This window comes from Kitasatospora sp. NPDC096140 (assembly GCF_040303045.1).
In the GTDB taxonomy this organism is placed as follows: Bacteria; Actinomycetota; Actinomycetes; order Streptomycetales; family Streptomycetaceae; genus Kitasatospora.
The window spans coordinates 1-18,372 of the sequence record NZ_JBEOUW010000081.1 but is presented as its reverse complement, the minus strand read 5'-3'; the positions used below and the strand labels follow the sequence as shown (position 1 = coordinate 18,372).

At 74.8% G+C, this 18,372-nt stretch carries 17 protein-coding genes and 1 pseudogene; 10 read left to right on the top strand and 8 right to left on the bottom strand.

The window, feature by feature from the left end:
• Positions 1–100: 100 nt before the first annotated feature.
• The 3 genes from ABT048_RS40570 to ABT048_RS40560 all read right to left on the bottom strand — a co-directional run bounded on the left by ABT048_RS40570 (position 101) and on the right by ABT048_RS40560 (position 4,005).
• Positions 101–1,135, bottom strand: a complete 1,035-nt coding sequence (locus ABT048_RS40570) for a methyltransferase (protein WP_350526670.1) — start codon at positions 1,133–1,135, stop codon at positions 101–103.
• A 41-nt stretch (positions 1,136–1,176) separates the two neighbouring features.
• Positions 1,177–2,259 (bottom strand): right-handed parallel beta-helix repeat-containing protein, encoded by a 1,083-nt coding sequence (locus ABT048_RS40565; RefSeq protein WP_350526669.1) that lies wholly within the window; start codon positions 2,257–2,259, stop codon positions 1,177–1,179.
• A gap of 378 nt (positions 2,260–2,637) precedes the next feature.
• Positions 2,638–4,005: a cytochrome P450 family protein gene (locus ABT048_RS40560; RefSeq protein ID WP_350526668.1), complete on the bottom strand. Its 1,368-nt coding sequence runs from the start codon at positions 4,003–4,005 to the stop codon at positions 2,638–2,640.
• 211 nt (positions 4,006–4,216) lie between these two features.
• Between ABT048_RS40560 and ABT048_RS40555 the strand changes: the two genes are divergently transcribed.
• Entirely contained in the window at positions 4,217–5,170 is a 954-nt protein-coding gene (locus tag ABT048_RS40555; protein ID WP_350526667.1) for a deoxyribonuclease IV, read from the top strand.
• 105 nt (positions 5,171–5,275) lie between these two features.
• On the top strand, positions 5,276–7,372 hold the full coding sequence (locus tag ABT048_RS40550) for an MMPL family transporter (protein WP_350526666.1): 2,097 nt from the start codon (positions 5,276–5,278) through the stop codon (positions 7,370–7,372).
• 101 nt (positions 7,373–7,473) lie between these two features.
• Here the strand turns inward: ABT048_RS40550 and ABT048_RS40545 are convergent, their stop codons facing one another.
• Positions 7,474–7,698: a hypothetical protein gene (locus ABT048_RS40545; protein WP_350526665.1), complete on the bottom strand. Its 225-nt coding sequence runs from the start codon at positions 7,696–7,698 to the stop codon at positions 7,474–7,476.
• Between the two features lie 420 nt (positions 7,699–8,118).
• Here ABT048_RS40545 and ABT048_RS40540 point away from each other — a divergent pair, with 420 nt between their 5' ends.
• The 6 genes from ABT048_RS40540 to ABT048_RS40515 all read left to right on the top strand — a co-directional run bounded on the left by ABT048_RS40540 (position 8,119) and on the right by ABT048_RS40515 (position 14,430).
• Positions 8,119–9,501 carry an amino acid permease gene (locus ABT048_RS40540; RefSeq protein ID WP_350526664.1) on the top strand — a complete coding sequence of 461 codons (1,383 nt, stop codon included), beginning with the start codon at positions 8,119–8,121 and terminating at the stop codon, positions 9,499–9,501.
• Positions 9,502–9,817: 316 nt separating this feature from the next.
• Positions 9,818–10,465, top strand: a complete 648-nt coding sequence (locus tag ABT048_RS40535; RefSeq protein WP_350526663.1) for an HNH endonuclease family protein — start codon at positions 9,818–9,820, stop codon at positions 10,463–10,465.
• A gap of 302 nt (positions 10,466–10,767) precedes the next feature.
• A complete protein-coding gene (locus ABT048_RS40530) occupies positions 10,768–10,932 on the top strand; it encodes a YegP family protein (RefSeq protein ID WP_350526662.1) in 165 nt (54 codons plus the stop codon).
• 120 nt (positions 10,933–11,052) lie between these two features.
• Positions 11,053–12,378, top strand: a complete 1,326-nt coding sequence (locus tag ABT048_RS40525; protein WP_350526661.1) for a glycosyltransferase family 4 protein — start codon at positions 11,053–11,055, stop codon at positions 12,376–12,378.
• Positions 12,375–13,571 carry a glycosyltransferase gene (locus ABT048_RS40520; protein ID WP_350526660.1) on the top strand — a complete coding sequence of 399 codons (1,197 nt, stop codon included), beginning with the start codon at positions 12,375–12,377 and terminating at the stop codon, positions 13,569–13,571. The genes ABT048_RS40525 and ABT048_RS40520 overlap by 4 nt, the downstream gene beginning before the upstream one ends.
• A complete protein-coding gene (locus ABT048_RS40515; protein ID WP_502894139.1) occupies positions 13,546–14,430 on the top strand; it encodes an SGNH/GDSL hydrolase family protein in 885 nt (294 codons plus the stop codon). The genes ABT048_RS40520 and ABT048_RS40515 overlap by 26 nt, the downstream gene beginning before the upstream one ends.
• Before the next feature lie 49 nt (positions 14,431–14,479).
• Here the strand turns inward: ABT048_RS40515 and ABT048_RS40510 are convergent, their stop codons facing one another.
• Positions 14,480–14,851, bottom strand: coding sequence for a hypothetical protein (locus ABT048_RS40510; protein ID WP_350526659.1), 372 nt, complete (start codon positions 14,849–14,851; stop codon positions 14,480–14,482).
• A 299-nt stretch (positions 14,852–15,150) separates the two neighbouring features.
• On the opposite strand from ABT048_RS40510, the gene ABT048_RS40505 reads away from it, so the two are divergent.
• Both ABT048_RS40505 and ABT048_RS40500 read left to right on the top strand, forming a co-directional pair.
• On the top strand, positions 15,151–16,293 hold the full coding sequence (locus ABT048_RS40505; RefSeq protein ID WP_350526658.1) for an NUDIX hydrolase: 1,143 nt from the start codon (positions 15,151–15,153) through the stop codon (positions 16,291–16,293).
• A 123-nt stretch (positions 16,294–16,416) separates the two neighbouring features.
• Entirely contained in the window at positions 16,417–16,842 is a 426-nt protein-coding gene (locus ABT048_RS40500; RefSeq protein ID WP_350526657.1) for a DUF6188 family protein, read from the top strand.
• Positions 16,843–16,878: 36 nt separating this feature from the next.
• Here ABT048_RS40500 and ABT048_RS40495 read toward each other — a convergent pair whose 3' ends face one another.
• From ABT048_RS40495 to ABT048_RS40485, 3 genes and pseudogenes are all read right to left on the bottom strand, one after another.
• Positions 16,879–17,253, bottom strand: coding sequence for a hypothetical protein (locus ABT048_RS40495; RefSeq protein ID WP_350526656.1), 375 nt, complete (start codon positions 17,251–17,253; stop codon positions 16,879–16,881).
• A 154-nt stretch (positions 17,254–17,407) separates the two neighbouring features.
• The gene (locus ABT048_RS40490; protein ID WP_350526655.1) at positions 17,408–17,803 is read right to left on the bottom strand and encodes a roadblock/LC7 domain-containing protein; all 396 of its coding nucleotides are present in this window, start codon (positions 17,801–17,803) and stop codon (positions 17,408–17,410) included.
• A gap of 82 nt (positions 17,804–17,885) precedes the next feature.
• Positions 17,886–18,372, bottom strand: a pseudogene (locus ABT048_RS40485) (hypothetical protein); the annotation flags it as partial.

Here is an 18,372-nt window from a genome sequence, read left to right as displayed (position 1 = left end):
CCGGGGCGGGGGCCCTGAGCCCGCGCCCCCCGCCCGCCCCCCCCCCCCTCCGTTCCCGGGAACGGAGGGGCCGGCGGTCGTCCGGTGCGGAGCCGTCGGGTCAGCCGCGGACGGTGGCCTCGAAGGCGTGCAGGTAGGGGTTGACCGGGCAGACCTCGGTGACGGTCAGACCGGCTTCCTCCATCAGCCGGACCATGCTCTCCTCGGAGTGCTTGGCGCCGCCCACGTTGAGCATCAGCAACAGGTCCATCGCGGTGGTGAAGCGCATCGACGGGCTGTTGTCGACGAGGTTCTCGACGACCACCACGCGGGCGCCGGGGCGCGCCGCCTTCACCACGTTGGCGAGGGTACGGCGGGTGCTCTCGTCGTCCCACTCCAGGATGTTCTTGATGATGTAGAGGTCGGCGCGGACCGGGATGTCCACCCGGCAGTCGCCCGGCACCATGCGGGCGCGCGCGGAGAAGGCGCCGCCGTCCTGCAGCCGGGAGTCCGCGCCGGCGACGACCTTGGGCAGGTCGAGCAGGGTGCCGTGCAGGGCCGGGTGCTTCTCCAGCAGGCTGGCGAGCACGTGGCCCTGGCCGCCGCCGATGTCGACCACCGAGTCGATGCCGGTGAGGTCCAGGTAGTCGGCGAAGTCCTGGGCGGACTGCCGGCTGGAGGTGGTCATCGCCTTGTCGAAGACCTTGGCCGAGTCGCCGCCGTCGGTGTGCAGGTAGTCGAAGAACTCCTTGCCGAACAGCTCCGGGAAGACGTTGCGGCCGGAGCGGACCGCCTCGTCCAGCTTCGGCCAGGCCTCCCAGGTCCACGGCTCGGTGCACCAGAGGGAGATGTAGCGGAGCGAGTTGGGGGCGTCCTCGCGCAGCAGCCGGGACATCTCGGTGTGCTCGAAGCGGTCGCCCCCGGTCTCGGCGAAGATGCCGTAGCAGGTGAGCGCGCGCAGCAGGCGGCGCAGCTGGCGGGGCTCGGTGTCGAGCGCGGCGGCGAGGTCGGTGACGGTGGTCGGGGTGTCGCCGAGCGCGTCGGCGACTCCGAGCCGGGCGGCCGCCCGGACGGCGGCGGCGCAGGCGGCGCCGAAGACGAGCTCGCGCAGGCGCATCGCGGCCTGCGGGCTGGAGTGGGCGGGTGCGGTGGTCATGGGCGCTTCCTTGGGGGTGGGCGGCGAGGGGGTCGGGGTGCTCAGCAGCGGCCGGAGGGCTCGGAGCGTTCGCAGGTGTTGCGGGCGAAGGTGTTGTCGGCCCCGGCGTCGCGGTCGGCGAGGTCGGCGGGGCCGTTGCCGCTCAGGCGGTTGTCGGTGACCTGGGCCCGGGCGTTGGAGACGCCGACGACACTCTTGAAGAGGACGATGCCGCCGGAGAAGTCCGAGGTGCCGGTGTTGTCGCGGACCTCGTTGTCGGTGACCCGGGCGTCCTCGGTGCCGGTGAGCACGATGCCGGCGCCCTGGATGGCGCCCAGGCGCGGGTTGGCCGGGCAGAACTTGTTGTTGGCGACGACCTTGTTGCGCCGCACGTCCAGGTCCCCGGCGCGGGGCACGCCCTCGTCGCCGACCACGAAGACGCCGGCGCAGTTGCCGCTGATGTCGTTGTCCTGGACGGCCAGCCCACGCAGCCGGCGGACGGTGACGCCGACCCGGTTGCCGGTCAGCTCGTTGCCCTCGACCACGGTGCCGCCGGTGTCGGGCGCGCCGCCCTCGCGGTAGGCGTAGTTGGCGAGGAAGACGCCGGACTGGCCGTTGTCGGTCGAGCGGTTGCCGAGGATGGCGGCCTTGGTGGACATCTCCTGGCTGATGCCCTGCTGGGCGTTGCCGTGGACGAAGGTGCCCTGGACGGTCAGGCCGGTGGTGCCGCTGGCGTCGATCCCGTTCTTGGCGAAGCCGGTGACGGCGAGGGCCTCGATGGTGACGTCGCGCAGCGGGGCGGCCTCGGTGCCCACCACGCAGAGGCCGTGCCCGGCGGTGGCGCAGGCGTTCTCGGTGCCGGTGCCGGGGGTGATGACGCTGTCGGGGCCGGAGCCGACCAGGGTGAGGCCGGGGGTGGTGATGCGGACGCTGCCCCGGTAGGTGCCGGGGAGCAGCAGGACGGTGTCGCCGGGTTGGGCGGCGTCGACGGCCTGCTGAATCGATTCGCCGGGCTGGACGAGGTGCAGCCGGCCGATGTCGGTGGCGTGGGCCGCGGGCGCGGCGGCCAGGGTGGTGAGGACGGTGGTCAGGGCGGTGGCGGCCGCGGTGGCCGCGGCCAGGTGGTGGACCCGTCGCGTGGGCATGAGTGGTGACCTGTTCTTTCGGCGTGCGCGGTGCTCGTGGGTGGGTCGGGGTGTCCGGCCCGGTCCGGCGGTGTGGACTGACGCGCTGTGTGCGGGCGGTGACGGCCGGTGGGTGCGGCCGAGTCGACGGTACGGTCGCCCGGGTGGGGCCGCCACCAGGGCTGGGCTGCGGGACTGACGGGGCGTCGGCCGGGCGTGGGACGGCCCGGCGTGGCGCGTGCGGGGCGGACATGACGACGCGCCCGACCGCGGGTGCGGTCGGGCGCGGGTGCGGATGTGGGTGCGGTCGGGCGCCGTGGGGCGCGGGTGCGGGTGCGGTCGGGCGCGGGTGCGGATGTGGGTGCGGTCGGGGGCGGTGTGTTTCCTGCCGGCTCCGGCTCAGCCCCCGGCCGGGGCCTGCGGGCCGAGGCGCACGGGCAGCGCGGCGAGGTGCCAGGCGGCCGGGTTCGGGCCGCGTTCGACGGCCTCCGGTCCGACCGCGAGGGCGAGCTGCGGGTACGCGCGGAGCAGCGCGCCGAGGGCGACCACCGCCTCCTCGTGCGCCAGCGCCGCGCCCAGGCAGCGGTGGGTGCCGTGGCCGAAGCCGAGGTGCGCGTCGTGGTGCCCGTCGCGGTCCGGGGCGCCGGCCCGGCAGATGTCCAGGCGCTCCGGCTCGGCGTAGACCCGCGGGTCGTGGTTGGCCCCCGCGAGGATCGGCATCACCGCCTCCCCCTTGCGGATCAGGGTGCCGGCCAGGGTGAGGTCCTCGGTCGCGTAGCGCGGCACCCCGCCGATGGTCGGGCCGCACCAGCGCATCAGCTCGTCGACGGCGGCGGGCAGCAGTCCCGGGTCGGCGCGGACCAGCGCCAGCTGTTCGGGGTGGGCGAGCAGCGCGGCCGTCCCGTTGCCGATCAGCGTGGCGGTGGTCTCGTGCCCGGCGACGATCAGGTTGAGGATCAGCGAGACCGTCTCGACCGGGGCGAGGGTGTCGCCCTCGGCGGCCGCCAGCCGGGAGAGCAGGTCCTCGGTCGGTTCGGCGCGGCGCCGCTCGATCAGTTCGCGGGCGGCGGCCACCATCGCGCGCAGCGCCCCGTCCAGGCCGGGCCCGGCGCCCCGGCCGAGGTAGGAGCTCCAGCGGCGCCACTGCGGGCGGTCGGCCTCGGGGATGCCCAGCACCTCGCAGATCACCGTGACGGGCAGCGGGTAGGCGAAGTGCGCGACGAGGTCGACCACGCCGTCCCGGTCGGCGTGCCCGGCGAGCCCGCGGGCGTACTCCTCGGCGAGCCGTTCGATCCGGGGCCGCAGGCGCTCGACCGCGCCGGCCGTGAAGGCCGGGTGCACCAGGCCGCGCATCCGGCGGTGCCGGGCGCCGTCCGCGTCGAAGACGCCGGCGCGCAGGTACGCGGCGCACTCCGGCGGCATGCCGCGGGCGCGCCAGACCTGCTCGGTGCGGTGGGCGGGGGCGGGCGCCTCGGCGGGGGCGGCCGCAGGGGTGGACGTGTCGGCGGTGGCGGGCGCAGCGGCCCCGGTGGGCGCCTCGGCACGGGGCCCGCCGTGGACGGAGTGCACGTCGTTGGCGAAGCGCGGGTCGGAGAGCACCGTGCGGACGTCCTGGTAGCGGACGGCGATCCAGAACGGGTCCACGCCGGGGATGGTGGCGCGGGCGAGCGGGGCACATTCGCGCAGGTCGGCGAAGGCGGCGAAGGGGTCACGGACAAGGTGGTCGGCGCGCAGGTCGACGGTCTCGACGGGGTCGGCGGTGGTCACGGCTGCCTCCTCGGGGACACGGATTCCTCGTGGTCACGGATCGTGACGGAGGCGGGTGCCGGGATCCGGGGTTTCCGGGTGCCATTCACTCGATGGAGTACAGAGGATCGTTTCCTCAGGGCTCGGTGGAAGGGCGCGGCGGACCCCGTCTCCGCAGGCCCGGGCCGACCTGCCCGCCGCCGCCGTCCGGCCGCGTGACATCCTCGGGGCCATGACCACCGTGCCCGCGCCGTCCCCCGCCGCCACCACCGCCACCGTCCGCAACCCGATCGGCGCCCACGTCCCGGTGGCCGGCCGGGGGCTGGCCGGGACGGGCCTGGCGTACGCGCGGCGGGTCGGCGCCGAGACGGTGCAGGTCTTCGTGGCCAACCCGCGCGGCTGGGCGACGCCCGCAGGCAACCCGGCGCAGGACGAGGAGTTCCGCACCGCCTGCGCCGACCAGGGCGTCCCGGCCTGGGTGCACGCGCCCTACCTGATCAACTTCGGCTCGGACACCCCGGCCACCCGCGAGCGTTCGGCCGACTCGCTGCGCCACTCGCTGCACCGCGGCCACGCCATCGGCGCACTCGGTGTCGTGCTGCACACCGGCTCGGCGGTCGGCGCCGCGCCCGGCGGCGGCTCGCGCCGGGCGGAGGCGATGGCGCAGGTCCGCGAGGACGTCCGGCCGCTGCTGGACGAGCTCGACGCACTCGGCGAGGACGCGCCCTGGCTGCTGCTGGAGCCGACCGCCGGTCAGGGCAGCTCCCTCTGTTCACGGATGGAGGAACTGGCCGAGTACGTGGAGGCGCTGGACCGTCACCCGAAGGTGGGAGTCTGCCTGGACACCTGCCACGCCTTCGCCGCCGGACACGATCTGGCGGCCCCCGGCGGGGTGACGGCCGCGCTCGACGCCCTGGCCTCCGCCGCCGGGCCGGGCCGGCTGCGGCTGATCCACGCCAACGACTCCGAGGACGTGGTCGGTGCCCGCAAGGACCGGCACGCCAACATCGGCGCCGGGATGATCGGCGCGGAGCCGTTCCGCGAGCTGTTCGAACACCCGGAGACGGCCGGCGTACCCCTGTTGGTCGAAACCCCGGACCGCAAGCACGGCGGGGACGGCACCGGACACGCCATGGACATCGCGGTGCTGAAGGAGCTGCGGGAGCGCGCGGCCGTCCGCGTCTGAGTCCCCGCCACGGGGCCCGGCGGCCGCCGACGCTGGAGCTGCCGGATCGCGGGGCCGGTGCGAATCTGGACGAGTCGTTGCCGCCGGCCCCCAGGGGGTTCCTGGATGTTTCCGACCCGGAAACTCGCCGCACTGCCCTGCGGCCACCGCAGCAAGTGGGTGGTGCTCGCACTGTGGCTGGTGCTGCTGGTGGCCCTCGGCCCACTGGCCGGAAAGCTCATGGGTGCCGAGGACAACCAGGCGTCCAGCTGGCTGCCCGGCAGCGCCGAGTCCACCCTGGTGCTCGACGAGCAGCGGGCCTTCCAACCGGTGGACACCGCCCAGGCCGTCGTGGTCTACCAGCGGCCCTCCGGCATCACCCCCGCCGACCGGGCCGAAGCCGCCCGTGACGCCGCCGAGTTCCGCACCGTGCCGCACGTCGCCGGGACGGTCACCGGCCCGGTGCTCTCCGGCGACGGCCAGGCGATGCAGACCATCGTGCCGATCGACATCGGCACCAACGGCTGGAACGACCTGAAACCCGCCGTCGAGCAGCTGCGCCGGATCGCCGCCGACGGCAGCAACGGCATGACCACCCATGTGACCGGCCCCGGCGGCATCGGCGCCGACCAGGCCGCGGCCTTCGCGGGCATCGACAGCTCGCTGCTCGCCGCCACCGTCAGCGTGGTGATCATCCTGCTGCTGCTCACCTACCGCAGCCCGGTGCTGTGGATCCTGCCGCTGGTCTCGGCGGCCGGCGCGCTGACCGTCGCCGAGGCGCTCATCTACCTGCTCGCCAAGCACGCCGGACTGACCGTCAACGCGCAGAGCGCGGGCATCCTGATCGTCCTGGTGCTCGGCGCCGGCACGGACTACGCGCTGCTGCTGACCGCGCGCTACCGCGAGGAACTGCGCCGCCACCAGGACCGGCACGAGGCGATGGCCTTCGCCCTGCACCGGGCCGGGCCCGCCATCCTCGCCTCCTCGGCGACCGTGATCGCCTCCATGCTCTGCCTGCTGGTCGCCGAGATGAACTCCACCAGCGGCCTCGGCCCGGTGTGCGCGATCGGCGTGCTGGTCGCCCTCGTGGCCATGCTGACCCTGCTGCCGGCGCTGCTGGTGATCGTCGGCCGCTGGGTGTTCTGGCCGGTCCGGCCCGGGTACGGCACGCCGGAGCCGACCAGGACCGGCCGCTGGGCGCACATCGGGGCGTGGATCGGCGGGAAGCCCCGCAAGGTGTGGGTGACGACGGCGCTGGCGCTCGGCGTCTGCTGCATCGGGCTGGTCTGGCTCGACGCCAACGGCCTCAGCACGGCCGGGACCTTCACCGGCAAGCCGGACTCGGTGGTCGGCCAGCAGGTGCTGGAGCAGCACTTCCCGGGCGGTACGGGCGCGCCGCTGACGATCATCTCCACCGCCGAGGGCGCCCCCGCCGTACGGGAGGCCGCCGGGACGACTCCGGGGGTGGCGGCCACCACGCCGCCGGTCGTGCACGAGGGGCAGGCCCTCTTCCAGGCGACGCTCACCGACCCGCCGGACAGTCAGGCCGCCAAGGACACCGTCGACCGGGTGCGGGACGCCGTGCACGCCGTGCCGAACGCGGACGCCAAGGTGGGCGGCAACACCGCCGTCATCCTGGACGCCGGGCGCGCCGCGGGGAACGACAACCGGGCGATCATCCCGCTGGTCCTGGGCGTGGTGCTGCTGATCCTCGCCCTGCTGCTGCGGGCCGTCACCGCGCCGCTGGTGCTGATCGCGACCGTGGTGCTGTCGTACGCGGCGGCGCTCGGGATCAGCGCGTTCTTCTTCGCGCACGTCTTCCACTTCGAGGGCCAGGACAACGCGTTCCCGCTGTTCGTCTTCGTGTTCCTGGTCGCGCTGGGGATCGACTACAACATCTTCCTGATGACGCGCGTGCGGGAGGAGTCCGCTCAAGTCGGCACCCGGCAGGGAGCGCTGAACGGGCTGTCCGCCACGGGTGGCGTGATCACCTCGGCCGGTCTGATCCTGGCCAGCACCTTCGCCGTCCTCGGAACCCTGCCGGTCGTGGGCTTCGCCGAGATCGGCTTCGCGGTGGCCCTCGGCGTGCTGCTGGACACCCTGGTGGTGCGCTCGGTGCTGGTCACCGCGCTCACCATGGACCTCGACCGGCACATGTGGTGGCCCGGGCAGCTGTCCCGGCCCGCCCCGGTGGCGGAGACCGCGCCGAGCGGGCAGCGGTGAGCGGGCAGCAGTGAGCGGGCGGCAGTGAGCGGGCGGCAGTGAGCGGGCGGCAGTGAGCCCGGGCGCCGCCGTGGCGGCACCCGGGCCCGTTCACCCGTCGATCAGCAGTCGCCGATGCACTTGTCGTCGGTGTGCTCGTGCGCGTTGAGCCACTGGGCGTGCGGGCCGAACAGGCCGACACCGGCCGAACCCGTCTCCAGGCTCGCCGAGGTCGACGAGTCCGACGCGTGCCAAGCGGCCATCGCCGGCACCGGCGCCGCGAGAGCGGCAGCGCCCGTCACGGTGACGACAACGGCGAGCTTGCGGATGTTTCCACGAAGCGACATCAGATGTCCTTTGGGTGGTCTCTGGCATGAAGGAGCGCCCCGGGGCCGGCCACCAGCACACCCGGCCACCCCGCGACACCGGCACAGGTTTGCACACGAACGCGCACGAACCCGCCTTCATCGCAAGCCGACTGCGGCATCCGGGTGACACAACTCCCCCTCCCGGACGAACGGGCGGCCCGGCGAGGGGCGGGTCGAAGAGTTGGGGGGAGAGCGCGATCACCGGGCCGGACGAGTGCCCGTCCGGCTGCCGCGCCACCGCAAGACTTTCGGTGAATCGCCGGGCGAACTGAACAAATCCCGTCGATTTGGTGCAAGGTGTCGCCCGGTCCGAGCATGAACGGTCGCTCCGCACGCTCCCGACGCTCCACCGAGCGCGCGTCGGAGCACGGGCAGCACCACGAAAGGCGCACCACCCTCATGCAGACCAGTCCCGCCGCACCCCGGCAGGCGACCCGACCGAACGGCCCGGAGACCCCGGCCCCGGCCGACCCCACCCCGCCGAGGAACGGCCGCTTCGGGCTGGCGACCGCCACGGCGCTGGTGATGGGGAACATCATCGGCGGCGGCATCTTCATGATCCCGGCCGCCGTCGCGCCCTACGGCACGGTCAGCCTGCTCGCCTTCGCGGTGCTCACCGTCGGCGCCATCGCACTGGCGCTGGTCTTCGGGCAGTTGGCGCGCCGCAACCCGCGCACCGGCGGGCCGTACGTCTACGCGCGCGAGGCCTTCGGGGACTTCGCCGGCTTCCTGTCCGCCTGGTCGTACTGGATCACCACCTGGGTCAGCAACGCCGCGCTGGCCGTCGCCGCCGTCGGCTACCTCGACGTGCTGCTGCCCGTCGGGCACTCCACCGCGTTCAGCATCACCGCCGCGCTGGCCTTCCAGTGGCTGCCCGCGCTGGCCAACCTGGCCGGGACCCGCTACGTCGGGGCCGTCCAACTCGTCTCCACCGTCCTGAAGTTCGTCCCGCTGCTGCTGGTCTCGGTGGGCGGCCTGTTCTTCTTCGACCCGAAGAACCTGGGGCCCTTCGACGGGAGCGGCCAGGGCTGGGCGGGCGGCATGACCGCCGCCGCGGCGATCCTGCTGTTCAGCTACCTCGGCGTGGAGTCGGCCGCGATGAGCGCCGGCAAGGTCCGCGACCCGGAGCGCAACGTCGGGCGGGCCAGTGTGCTCGGCACCACCGGCGCGGCGGTGGTCTACCTGCTCGGCACGGTGGCGGTCTTCGGCAGCGTCGCGCACGAGCGGCTCGTCCACTCCACCGCGCCGTTCTCGGACGCCGTGAACGCCATGTTCGGCGGATCCTGGGGCGGGACGGCGATCGCCGTCGCCGCGCTGGTCTCGATGGGCGGCGCCCTCAACGGCTGGACGCTGCTGGCCGCCCAGGCCCCGTACGCGGCCGCCAGGGACGGCCTCTTCCCGGCCTCCTTCGCCAAGGAGCGGCGCGGCGTCCCGGTCTTCGGCGTGGTGGTGAGCGTCGGTCTCGCCTCGGTGCTGACCGTCCTCAACTTCGCCAGCGGCGCGAAGGGCGCCTTCGACATCCTGGTGCTGGTCACCACCTTCACCGCCACCGTCCCGTACCTGCTCTCCACCGCCGCGCAGCTGTACTGGCTGGTCCGCGGCGCCACCGAGAAGGTGGACAACGGCCGGCTCGTCCGCGACGCCGTCCTCGGGCTGGGCGCCTTCGCCTTCTCGCTCTGGCTCCTCGCCGGCGCCGGCTACGCCGCCGTCTACCAGGGGGTGCTGTTCCTGTTCGCGGGGATCCTGGTCTACGTCTGGATGGCGGGGCGGCGCCGCGGCTGAGCCGGGAGGGGCGCGGCCGACCCCGGGTCGGCTCGGGTCGGCTCGGGAGGTCGCTGCCGGTCGAGGCCGGACGCGACCTCCCGGCGGCGGTGTCCTCGCTGCGGACTCCCCGTGACCTCCGTCGGCGAGGCCCGCTCGGCGGCGGCCGGAGGTCATGAACACCCGTGCAGGATGCCGGACTTGTCCGGTAGTCGCCCGGTAACGGGCCGATGTCCACGAGGATTTCACGTCCGGGGTCTACCCGCGTAGCCCCAAGCTCGCCACACTGGCGCACGCAACTCAGCATCTTTTCCGATCTGATGATGGAGCGTTCGCCATGGCCACCGCCGCGTCCATACGCCGGTTCCTGTCCTGCATACCGGCCGCCGCCGCCCTCGCCGCCGCCACCGTGCTCACGACCGGCACCCCCGCCCAGGCCGCCCTGCCGACCCCGATCTCCGCCGCCACCGCCCGGACCTACCTCGCCGCGATGCCCGCCACCGCCGAGACCCATGGCGACACCTACGACCGGACGCTGTTCCACATCTGGATCACCATCAGCGGCACCTGCGACACCCGCGAGTGGGTCGTCAAGCGGGACGGCAGCAACGTCGCGACCGACACCTCCTGCAAGGCCACCAGCGGCAGTTGGACCTCGCCGTACGACAACGCGACCACCACCAACGCCTCGTCCTTCGACGTCGACCACCTGGTGCCGCTCTCCGAGGCCTGGGCCTCCGGCGCCTGGTCCTGGACCGACGCCCAGCGCCAGGCCTTCGCCAACGACGTCACCCGCCCCCAGCTGCTCCTGGTCTCCGCCGGCAGCAACCGCTCCAAGGGCGACCGCGACCCCGCCGAGTGGCTCCCCCAGGCCTCCTACCGCTGCACCTACGCCCGCGCCTGGGTGCAGGTCAAGCAGTACTACGGCCTCAGCGTCGACAGCGCGGAGAAGACCGCGCTCACCGGAATCCTCAACGGCTGCTGACCGCACCCCGCCCGGCGGCGCCCCGCTCCGACCCCACCGGGTCCGGCGCGGGGCGCCGTCGCGTTCCATGACGCCCCGTCAGCCGAGGCCCCGGACATCCCGGCGGCCGCCCGACCCACTCGCCGCCCCGGCCACCGCGCGCCGACGACGGCGAACCCACCGGCCGGGCCGACGAGGTGCCGACCCCGCCACCCGAACGCCACTCCCCGCGCGCCCTGCGGTGCCCGCGCGCCTACGGTGCGCCCAGGGGGTCATCCGAGCGGAAGGCTGTTACCGGCATGGCGGGTAGATTCGAACTTTACGTGGACGAGAGCGGGATGCACCGGTTCCGGCTCAAGGCCAGCAACGGGTCGGTCGTGGTGACCGGGGACCCGGAGGAGAGCAAGGACGACTGCCTGAAGAGCATCGAGTCGATCCGCAAGCTCGCGCCGTACGCGGAGCTCAAGGAGGCTGCCGGGTCGATGTGAGGCCGGGGTGGCAGCAGCTGGAAGAGGACGCGGGCCGGCGGTGCAAATCGCCGACCCGCGTTCGCTTGTACGACAGATCCCTTTGGCCCGGAGCACGCCGGACACGGACAGAACACTGGCATGCGTGTCGTCATCGTCACCGAATCCTTCCCGCCCGAGGTCAACGGGGTCGCCCACAGCGTGCTGCGGACGGCCGAGCATCTGGTCCGCCGGGGCCACCAGCCCCTTGTCGTCACTCCCGCGCCGGCGCGGGGGGCGGAGTGCCCGCCGGAGACCTTCGGGAGTGCCGAGGCGGCCGAGATCCCCGTGGTGCGCATCCCGTCGATGCCGCTGCCGGGGTACCCGCAGGTGCGGATCGCCCTGCCGAGCCGGCAGCTGGCGGCCGCGATCGCCGGACACCGGCCGGACATCGTCCACCTGGCCAGCCCGTTCGTGCTCGGGGCGCGCGGCGGGCAGGTGGCGGCGCGGCTCGGAGTGCCCACCGTCGCCGTCTACCAGACCGACCTCGCCGGGTACGCGCACGCCTACCGGGCCGGACGCGGGCTCGGGGAGGCCGCCGCGTGGCGGCGGATCCGGGCCGTGCACCGGGCCGCCGCCCGCACCCTGGCGCCGTCCACCCCGGCCGCGCAGGACCTCACGGCACACGGGGTGCCCCGGGTGCAGCTGTGGCCGCGCGGAGTGGACTCGGCGCGCTTCCACCCCCGGCACCGGGACGAGGCACTGCACCGGGCGCTCGCGCCGGGCGGGGAGGTGCTGGTCGGGTACGTCGGGCGGCTGGCGCCGGAGAAGCGGGTCGACCTGCTGGCGGCGGCCTCGGCGCTGCCCGGGGTACGGGTGGTGGTCGTCGGGGACGGGCCGTCCGCGCCCGGGCTGAAGGCGTCGATGCCCGGCGCGGTGTTCCTGGGCCGCCGGACGGGTGACGAGCTGGCGCGCTGCTTCGCGACGCTGGACGTGTTCGTGCACACCGGCCCACTGGAGACCTTCTGTCAGACCATCCAGGAGGCGATGGCGAGCGGGGTGCCGGTGATCGGCCCGGCCGCGGGCGGTCCGCTGGACCTGGTCGCGCACCACCGCACCGGCCTGCTCGTACCGCCCCGGGACGCTGCGGCGGTGGCCCGGGCGGTGGCCGAGCTGGCCGGCGACCCGGCGCGGCGGGCCGCGTACGGGCGGGCGGGACGGGCGGAGGTCACCGCACGCACCTGGGAGGCGGTCGGGGACCTGCTGCTGCGGCACTACGCCGAGGTGCTGGCGGAGAACCGGGGGGTGTCGGGGACGGTCGTGTCGGGGACGGTGACGGCGGGACCGGTGACGGCGGGGACGTTGACGGCAGGGACGGTGACGGCAGGGACGGTCGTGTCGGGGCCGATGACGGCCGGCGCGACGGACATCACCGCCGCGAAGGACCCGGCGGCCGCGGACAGCATGCCGGAGGAGTTGCCGGCATGATCCCCGTCCCGAACGGCGAGGCCCTGACGATCGTGCGGCTCGCCAACTTCGTCACGCCCGTCTCCGGCGGCCTGCGCACCGCGCTGCGGCACCTGGGCAGCGGGTACCGGGCCGCCGGGCACCGGCCGGTGCTGATCGTGCCCGGCAAGCGGCGCACCGAGGAGGAGACCGAGCAGGGCCTGGTGGTCACCCTGCCGGGACCGGTCCTGCCGGCCAGCGGCGGGTACCGGCTGCTCACCGACCGCCGGGCGGTGGCCGCCGAACTGACCCGGCTCTCCCCCGACCGGCTGGAGGTGTCCGACCGCACCACACTGCGCTGGACCGGCGCCTGGGCACTGCGGCACGGGGTGCGCTCGGTGATGGTGTCGCACGAGAGCGCCGCCGGCGTGCTGCGCACCCGGGGAGTGCCCGGGCCACTGGCGAACGCCGCCGCCGACCGGCTCAACGCGGCAACCGCCCGCGCGTACGACTCGGTGCTGTGCACCACCGACTGGGCCGCCGCGGAGTTCCGGCGGATCGGCACGCCGAACCTGGCCCGGGCGCCGCTCGGGGTGGACCTGGACGCGATGCGGCCGCTGCCACCGGCCGACCGGGCGGCGGAGCGGGCCCGGTACGCCGCCCCGGCAGAAGTGCTGCTGGTGCTCTGCTCGCGGCTCTCGGCGGAGAAGCGGCCGGAGCGGGCGATCGAGGCCCTGGCCGCGCTGCGGGCCCGACGGGTGCCCGCCGTCCTGGTCGTGGCCGGGACCGGCCCGCTGCGGGGGCGGCTGGCGGACCGGGCCGCCCGGCTGGGGCTCCCGGTGCGCTTCCTCGGACACCTGAGCGGGCGCGAGGCGCTCGCCCGGCTGCTGGGGTGCGCCGACGTGGTGCTCGCGCCCGGGCCGGTGGAGACCTTCGGGCTGGCCGCGATGGAGGCGCTGGCCTGCGGGACACCGGTCGTGGCGAGCCGGTCCTCCGCGCTGCCCGGCCTGATCGGTCTCGCCGGGGTCGCGGCCGCCGACACGGGAGACGGATTCGCCACCGCGGTCCGCCAGTTGCTGGACCGGCCGGAGGGCGTCCGGCGGGCGGCCGCCCGCGCACAGGCCGAGCGGTACGGCTGGCCCGCGGCGGTGGCCGCGTTCCTCGCGGCGCACGGCGTACGGAACGGCGGCACGAGGGAAGGGGGTCGGGATGAGCATGCTCGGCACCGGCCCTGACCGGCTGGCGGAGGACCGGTCACCGGCCGGCGAGCTGACGCGGTTCGTCGCGCTCGGTGACTCGCTGACCGAAGGAGTCGGGGACGCGGTGGGCGAGGCGTGGCGCGGCTGGGCGGCCGTCCTGGCCCGGTCGCTGGCGCCCGGGGGGCGGGACGTCGAGTTCACCAACCTGGCGTACAGCGGCGCACTGAGCAGCGAACTGACGATACGTCAGCTACCGGGCGCGCTGGCACTGCGGCCGCAGTTGGCGGCGGTGGTGGTCGGCGGGAACGACACCCTGCGGGCCGGCTTCGACATCCGGCGCACCACCCTCGAACTGGACGCCACACTGGGTGAACTGTCCGGCCACGGCGCCGTGTTGCTGACCGCCTGCCTGCCCGACCCGGGCACCCTGCTCCGCCTCCCGGCCCCACTCGCCCGCCCGCTGGCACGGCGGATGCGGGCCGTCAACACGGTGGTGCACGCCCTCTCCGCACGTCACCGGGCGATCCACCTGCACCTCGCCGAGCTGCCGTGGCTGGAGGAACGGCGGCTGCTGAGCGTGGACCGCCTGCACCCCAGCGCCGAGGGCCACCATCTGATCGCCCGCCGCTTCCACGCGCTGCTCGCCGAGGCGGGGCACCCCCTCGGCCCACCACCCGCCACCGCACCGGCCGAGCCCCCGCCGAACCTGGCCGCCGACCTGTGGTGGATGGCCACCCAGGGCACCCGCTGGGTCGTCGCCCGCAGCACCGACCTGCTGCCCGGCCTGCTGGCACTCGCCGCAGCCGAATCCGCCGCCCGGCTGCGCGGCGCGAGCAGCCGGCACGACGAGCAGATGGCGCGGGCCGCGGCACAGGCACTGGCCTCCCTGGGGTGAGGGGGCGGCGTGGCACCCGGCCGGAGCCGCGCGGAGCGGCGGGGGCTGCCTAGACCCATCCCTCGTCGAGGTAGACCGTCCAGGTGTCTCCCACCGCCCTGCGCAGCTCGACCAGGGCCGCAACGTCCGCGACGACTGCCGGAGCGTCGGACAGCCGCAATGGGGAGTCCGGCACGCCCTTGCGGGTGTAGACCGGCAGCTCGCCGTTGCAGCTGAAGGCGTGAAGCGATGCGGGAGCAGAGTCGAACCATGCAGGGCGGTTCTCCTCGGCCCACGCCGCCGCGGCGTCGACACGGTCCACGTGCACCAGTAGCTGCTCGGGAGCGGGTCCGCAGCTGAACTGCACCAGGAAGCCCTGAGCGTCCACTGCCCACCAATCCCACGTGAATCCGGGTCGGGGGTGCCGCAGGATCGTCGTCATGCCGTCACCGTATCCAGGCCGGGCAGGGCAGCGGGTGGCGATGCCCCGCCATCGCCCGAGGTGGCGGCAGCAGTGTTCGGGGACGGTGCGGGCGGTGGCGCGTCGGCGTGGGCGGACGTTGAGCGGGCGTGGCCGGACGTTGAGCGGGCGTGGGCGCGCACTCGTGGGTGGCGTGGTCGGGTGTCCGGCGGAGTGGCCACGGTCACCCGACGGTGGTGATCGGTGCCGCGGCCGGACGGGAACCATGGAGGTGGCCCGGGCTGTCGTGACCGGGGAAGCGTGCGGCGGAGGGAGCCGGGGTGGAGGCAGTCGGGGTGGAGGCGGTCGGGGTGGAGAGCGCGGGCGCGGACGGTCGGGGGATCCTGGCGGCGGCCGGGGTGCTGTTCCCGGACCGGGACGGGCGGCTGCTGGTGGTGCGGCTGCCGTACGACCGGAAGCGCCCGGTGGCGATTCCCGGTGGCGGGTGGGAGCCGACGGACCGGTCACCGCGGGAGACCGCGCTGCGCGAGATCGCCGAGGAGCTCGGGTTCACGCCCCGGCTGGGGCCGCTGGCCTGCGTCGACTGGGCGGTCGACCACGGCCGCCCGCCGATCGTGGCGTACCTCTACTGGGCCGAGCCGCTGACGGAGCAGCAGACCGCGGCCATCCGGCCGGACGCGGCCGAGGTCGGCGGGTGGACGTGGCTGACCGCCGAGCAGGCGGGCCACGCGCTGCCACCCCTGCTGTCGCGCCGGGTGACGGCCTGTCTGCGGGCGCCGCGGACGGCCGGACCGCTGGAACTGGAGGGCAGCCGGCCCGCCGGGCACACCCTGCGGGAACTGCCGGCCGACGGCCCGGTGCCCGAGTACCTCGGCCTGGCCGCCGCCCCGGAGCTGAACCCGGCGACCGCGCAGCGGCCGGCTCCGCCGCTGGACCCGGACACCTTCTACGCCACCCGACCGCGGATCCGGGCCAAGGCACGGGCGCTGTTCACCGACGCCGCCGGGAGGGTACTGCTGGTACGGCTACGGCCGTGGGACGGGCCGCGCGGGCGGGACCCGTACTGGACGCTGCCGGGCGGCGGGGTCGAGGCGGACCGGGAGACGCCGCGCACGGCGGCCCGCCGGGAGATCCGCGAGGAACTGGGCCTGGAGGTCGAGCCCGGACCGCTGCTCGCACTGGACTGGCAGCCGGGAGCGGCAGCCGATCCGGGGGCGGACCCGGCGACCGGGCGGGACACGGCCGTGCTGGTGTACGTCTACGACGGGGGCACGGTGACGGACACGATGCTCGACGCGATCGTGCTGCAGGAGGCGGAGCTGGTGGAGTGGCGGCTCTGCGATCCGACCGAGGCGCGCTCGTTGCTGACCGGGCCGTCCTGGGACCGGACGGCCGCCGCGTTGGCGGCCCGGGAGGGAGCGGGCGGGCCGGTCGAGCTGGTGCGCGGCCGGGCAGCGGGGTAGCGGCCCGGCGGCGGGCCCACACGCGAGCCCACACGCGGGCTCACAGGCGGGCTGCCGGCGGGAGACTGCAGCGGGCGGCCGGACCGGTGAGTCACCGGGGGCCGGTTGGGACAGACTGAAGGCATGCAGAACGTGATCACGGAGGTGCTGGCCGGCCGTCGGGTGGAGTCGGTCAGCGGGGGCGGGCGGCTGGACCTGCTGCTGGACGGCGGGGTGAGCGTCCGGGTGGCGCACGAATTCCGGTTCGCGGCACCGTCGTTCGCCGCACCGGAGGAGGTCGGGCACTTCTTCCCGGCGCTGACCTTCCAGCCGAGCAGCACGCTCCTTGCGCTGGTCGGGCGGACCGTCGACACCGCCCGGATCACCCTGGCCGGCGGACTGGAGCTGGGCTTCGCCGGCGGCGGCGCGCTGTCCGTCCCGCCGCACGCGCAGTTGGCCCCGTGGACCGTGCTGGCCGCCGGGGACGTGGCGTGCGCGGGGCTGCCCGGCGGCGAGGTCCGCTGGGCCGAGCCGGACGGGACGCCGGGGGAAGAGCCCGGCGGGGCCTGAGCCACCGCCGGGGACTCCTCCGGTGCCCGGGGGCCGTCAGACCTCCAGGTCGGCCTCGATCTTGAGGAGCTGGTGGCGGGCCATGGCCAGGTTGGCGCGGCCCTTGTCCAGCGCGAGGTAGAGGAACAGTCCCTTGCCGGTGCGGCTGGTGAGCGGGCGGATCAGGTGGTACTGGCTGGACAGGGTGATCAGGATGTCCTCGATCCCGTCCCCCAGGCCGAGCATGTCCATGGTGCGCATCTTGGCGCGGACCACGTCGGTGTTCCCGGCCGCGGCCACGTTGAGGTCCAGGCCGCCGGGGCCGTCGAGGGTGGCGAGCGCCATCCCGCTGTTGTAGTCGACCAGGGCGGCGCCGATGGCCCCCTCGATGCTGGTCATGGCCTGCTTGAGTGCGCCGGGTGCGTCGGTCATCTCGGTAACTCCCGTTCAGTGGTTGGGTTGTGGCTGGTGTTGTGGTGTGTCGTGTGTGCTGTTGTGGCGTGTGGTGTCGTGACGTGTGGTGTCGTGGTGGTGGGTGGTGGGTGGTGTGGTGCGGCAGTGAGGTAGGGGGGCGGGCGGGCCCGGGTCAGCCCACGTCGCGCGGATCCTTGGGCAGGAGGGCGTCGTTGAGCAGCCCGGAGATGCGTTGGGCGCTGCGACGGGCCTCCAGGTGCAGGCGGCCGACGTTGACGTCCGGATGTGCCAGCAGGGTCAGCACGCAGCTGCCGCCGGCCGCGTAGGTGGCGACGTAGCCGTGCTCGCCACGCACCAGCGACTCCCGGAACTCACCCTGGCCGGTGGTGTCGGCGAGCCGTTGGGCCAGCGAGAGCGAGGCCGCCGTCATCGCGGCCAGGCCGGAGGGCTCCGTCCCGTGGGTGTCGTGGGCGACCAGCAGGCCGTCCACACTGGCCACCAGGCCGCCTGCGAGGTGCGGGACGCGGTGCTTGCAGGCACGCAGTTCGGCGAGCAGCTCGGTCTCCAAGGCGATCAGTTGTCTCCTTCCGACACGCTGCTTGAGCGCCCGCCTCATGGCCGGAACGGCGGGGTCGCGGGCGGGGAGTGGGTCAAAGTCGGGCCTCCAGAAGGTCTCGGACCCGGGTCAGCAGCGCGATGTCCGGGTCGGGGACGGTCAGCGGGTGGGCCGCTGCCGGGGTGGGCTGGCAGTCGGGGCGGGCGGGGGTGCCGGCGTCGGCCTGCGCGGTGTACTGCGCCGGAGGCCGGGCGGCCGCGGCGGAGTACGCCGCGCCCGGGGTGCCGACCTGCACGGCACCGACGACGACGGCACCGCTCCTCGTGACCCCGCGCAGGGTGGCGCCGGGGATCCGGCGGTGCAGGCCGCCGGACGTTCTCCCGCTCGCGGCGGGAGCGACGGCCGGCGGCGCGGTCGCCGACCGGGCGGCACCCGGCACCGTGGTGTGCGGTGCGGTCGGATGCGGCGCACCACCGTGCGGTGCACCGGGGTGGGACACACCGCCGTACAGCGCGCCGGGGTGCGGCGCGGGGGGCGGCGGGCCCGGCGCTGGGGGCGGGGGCCCCGTCGCGCCGGGCCCC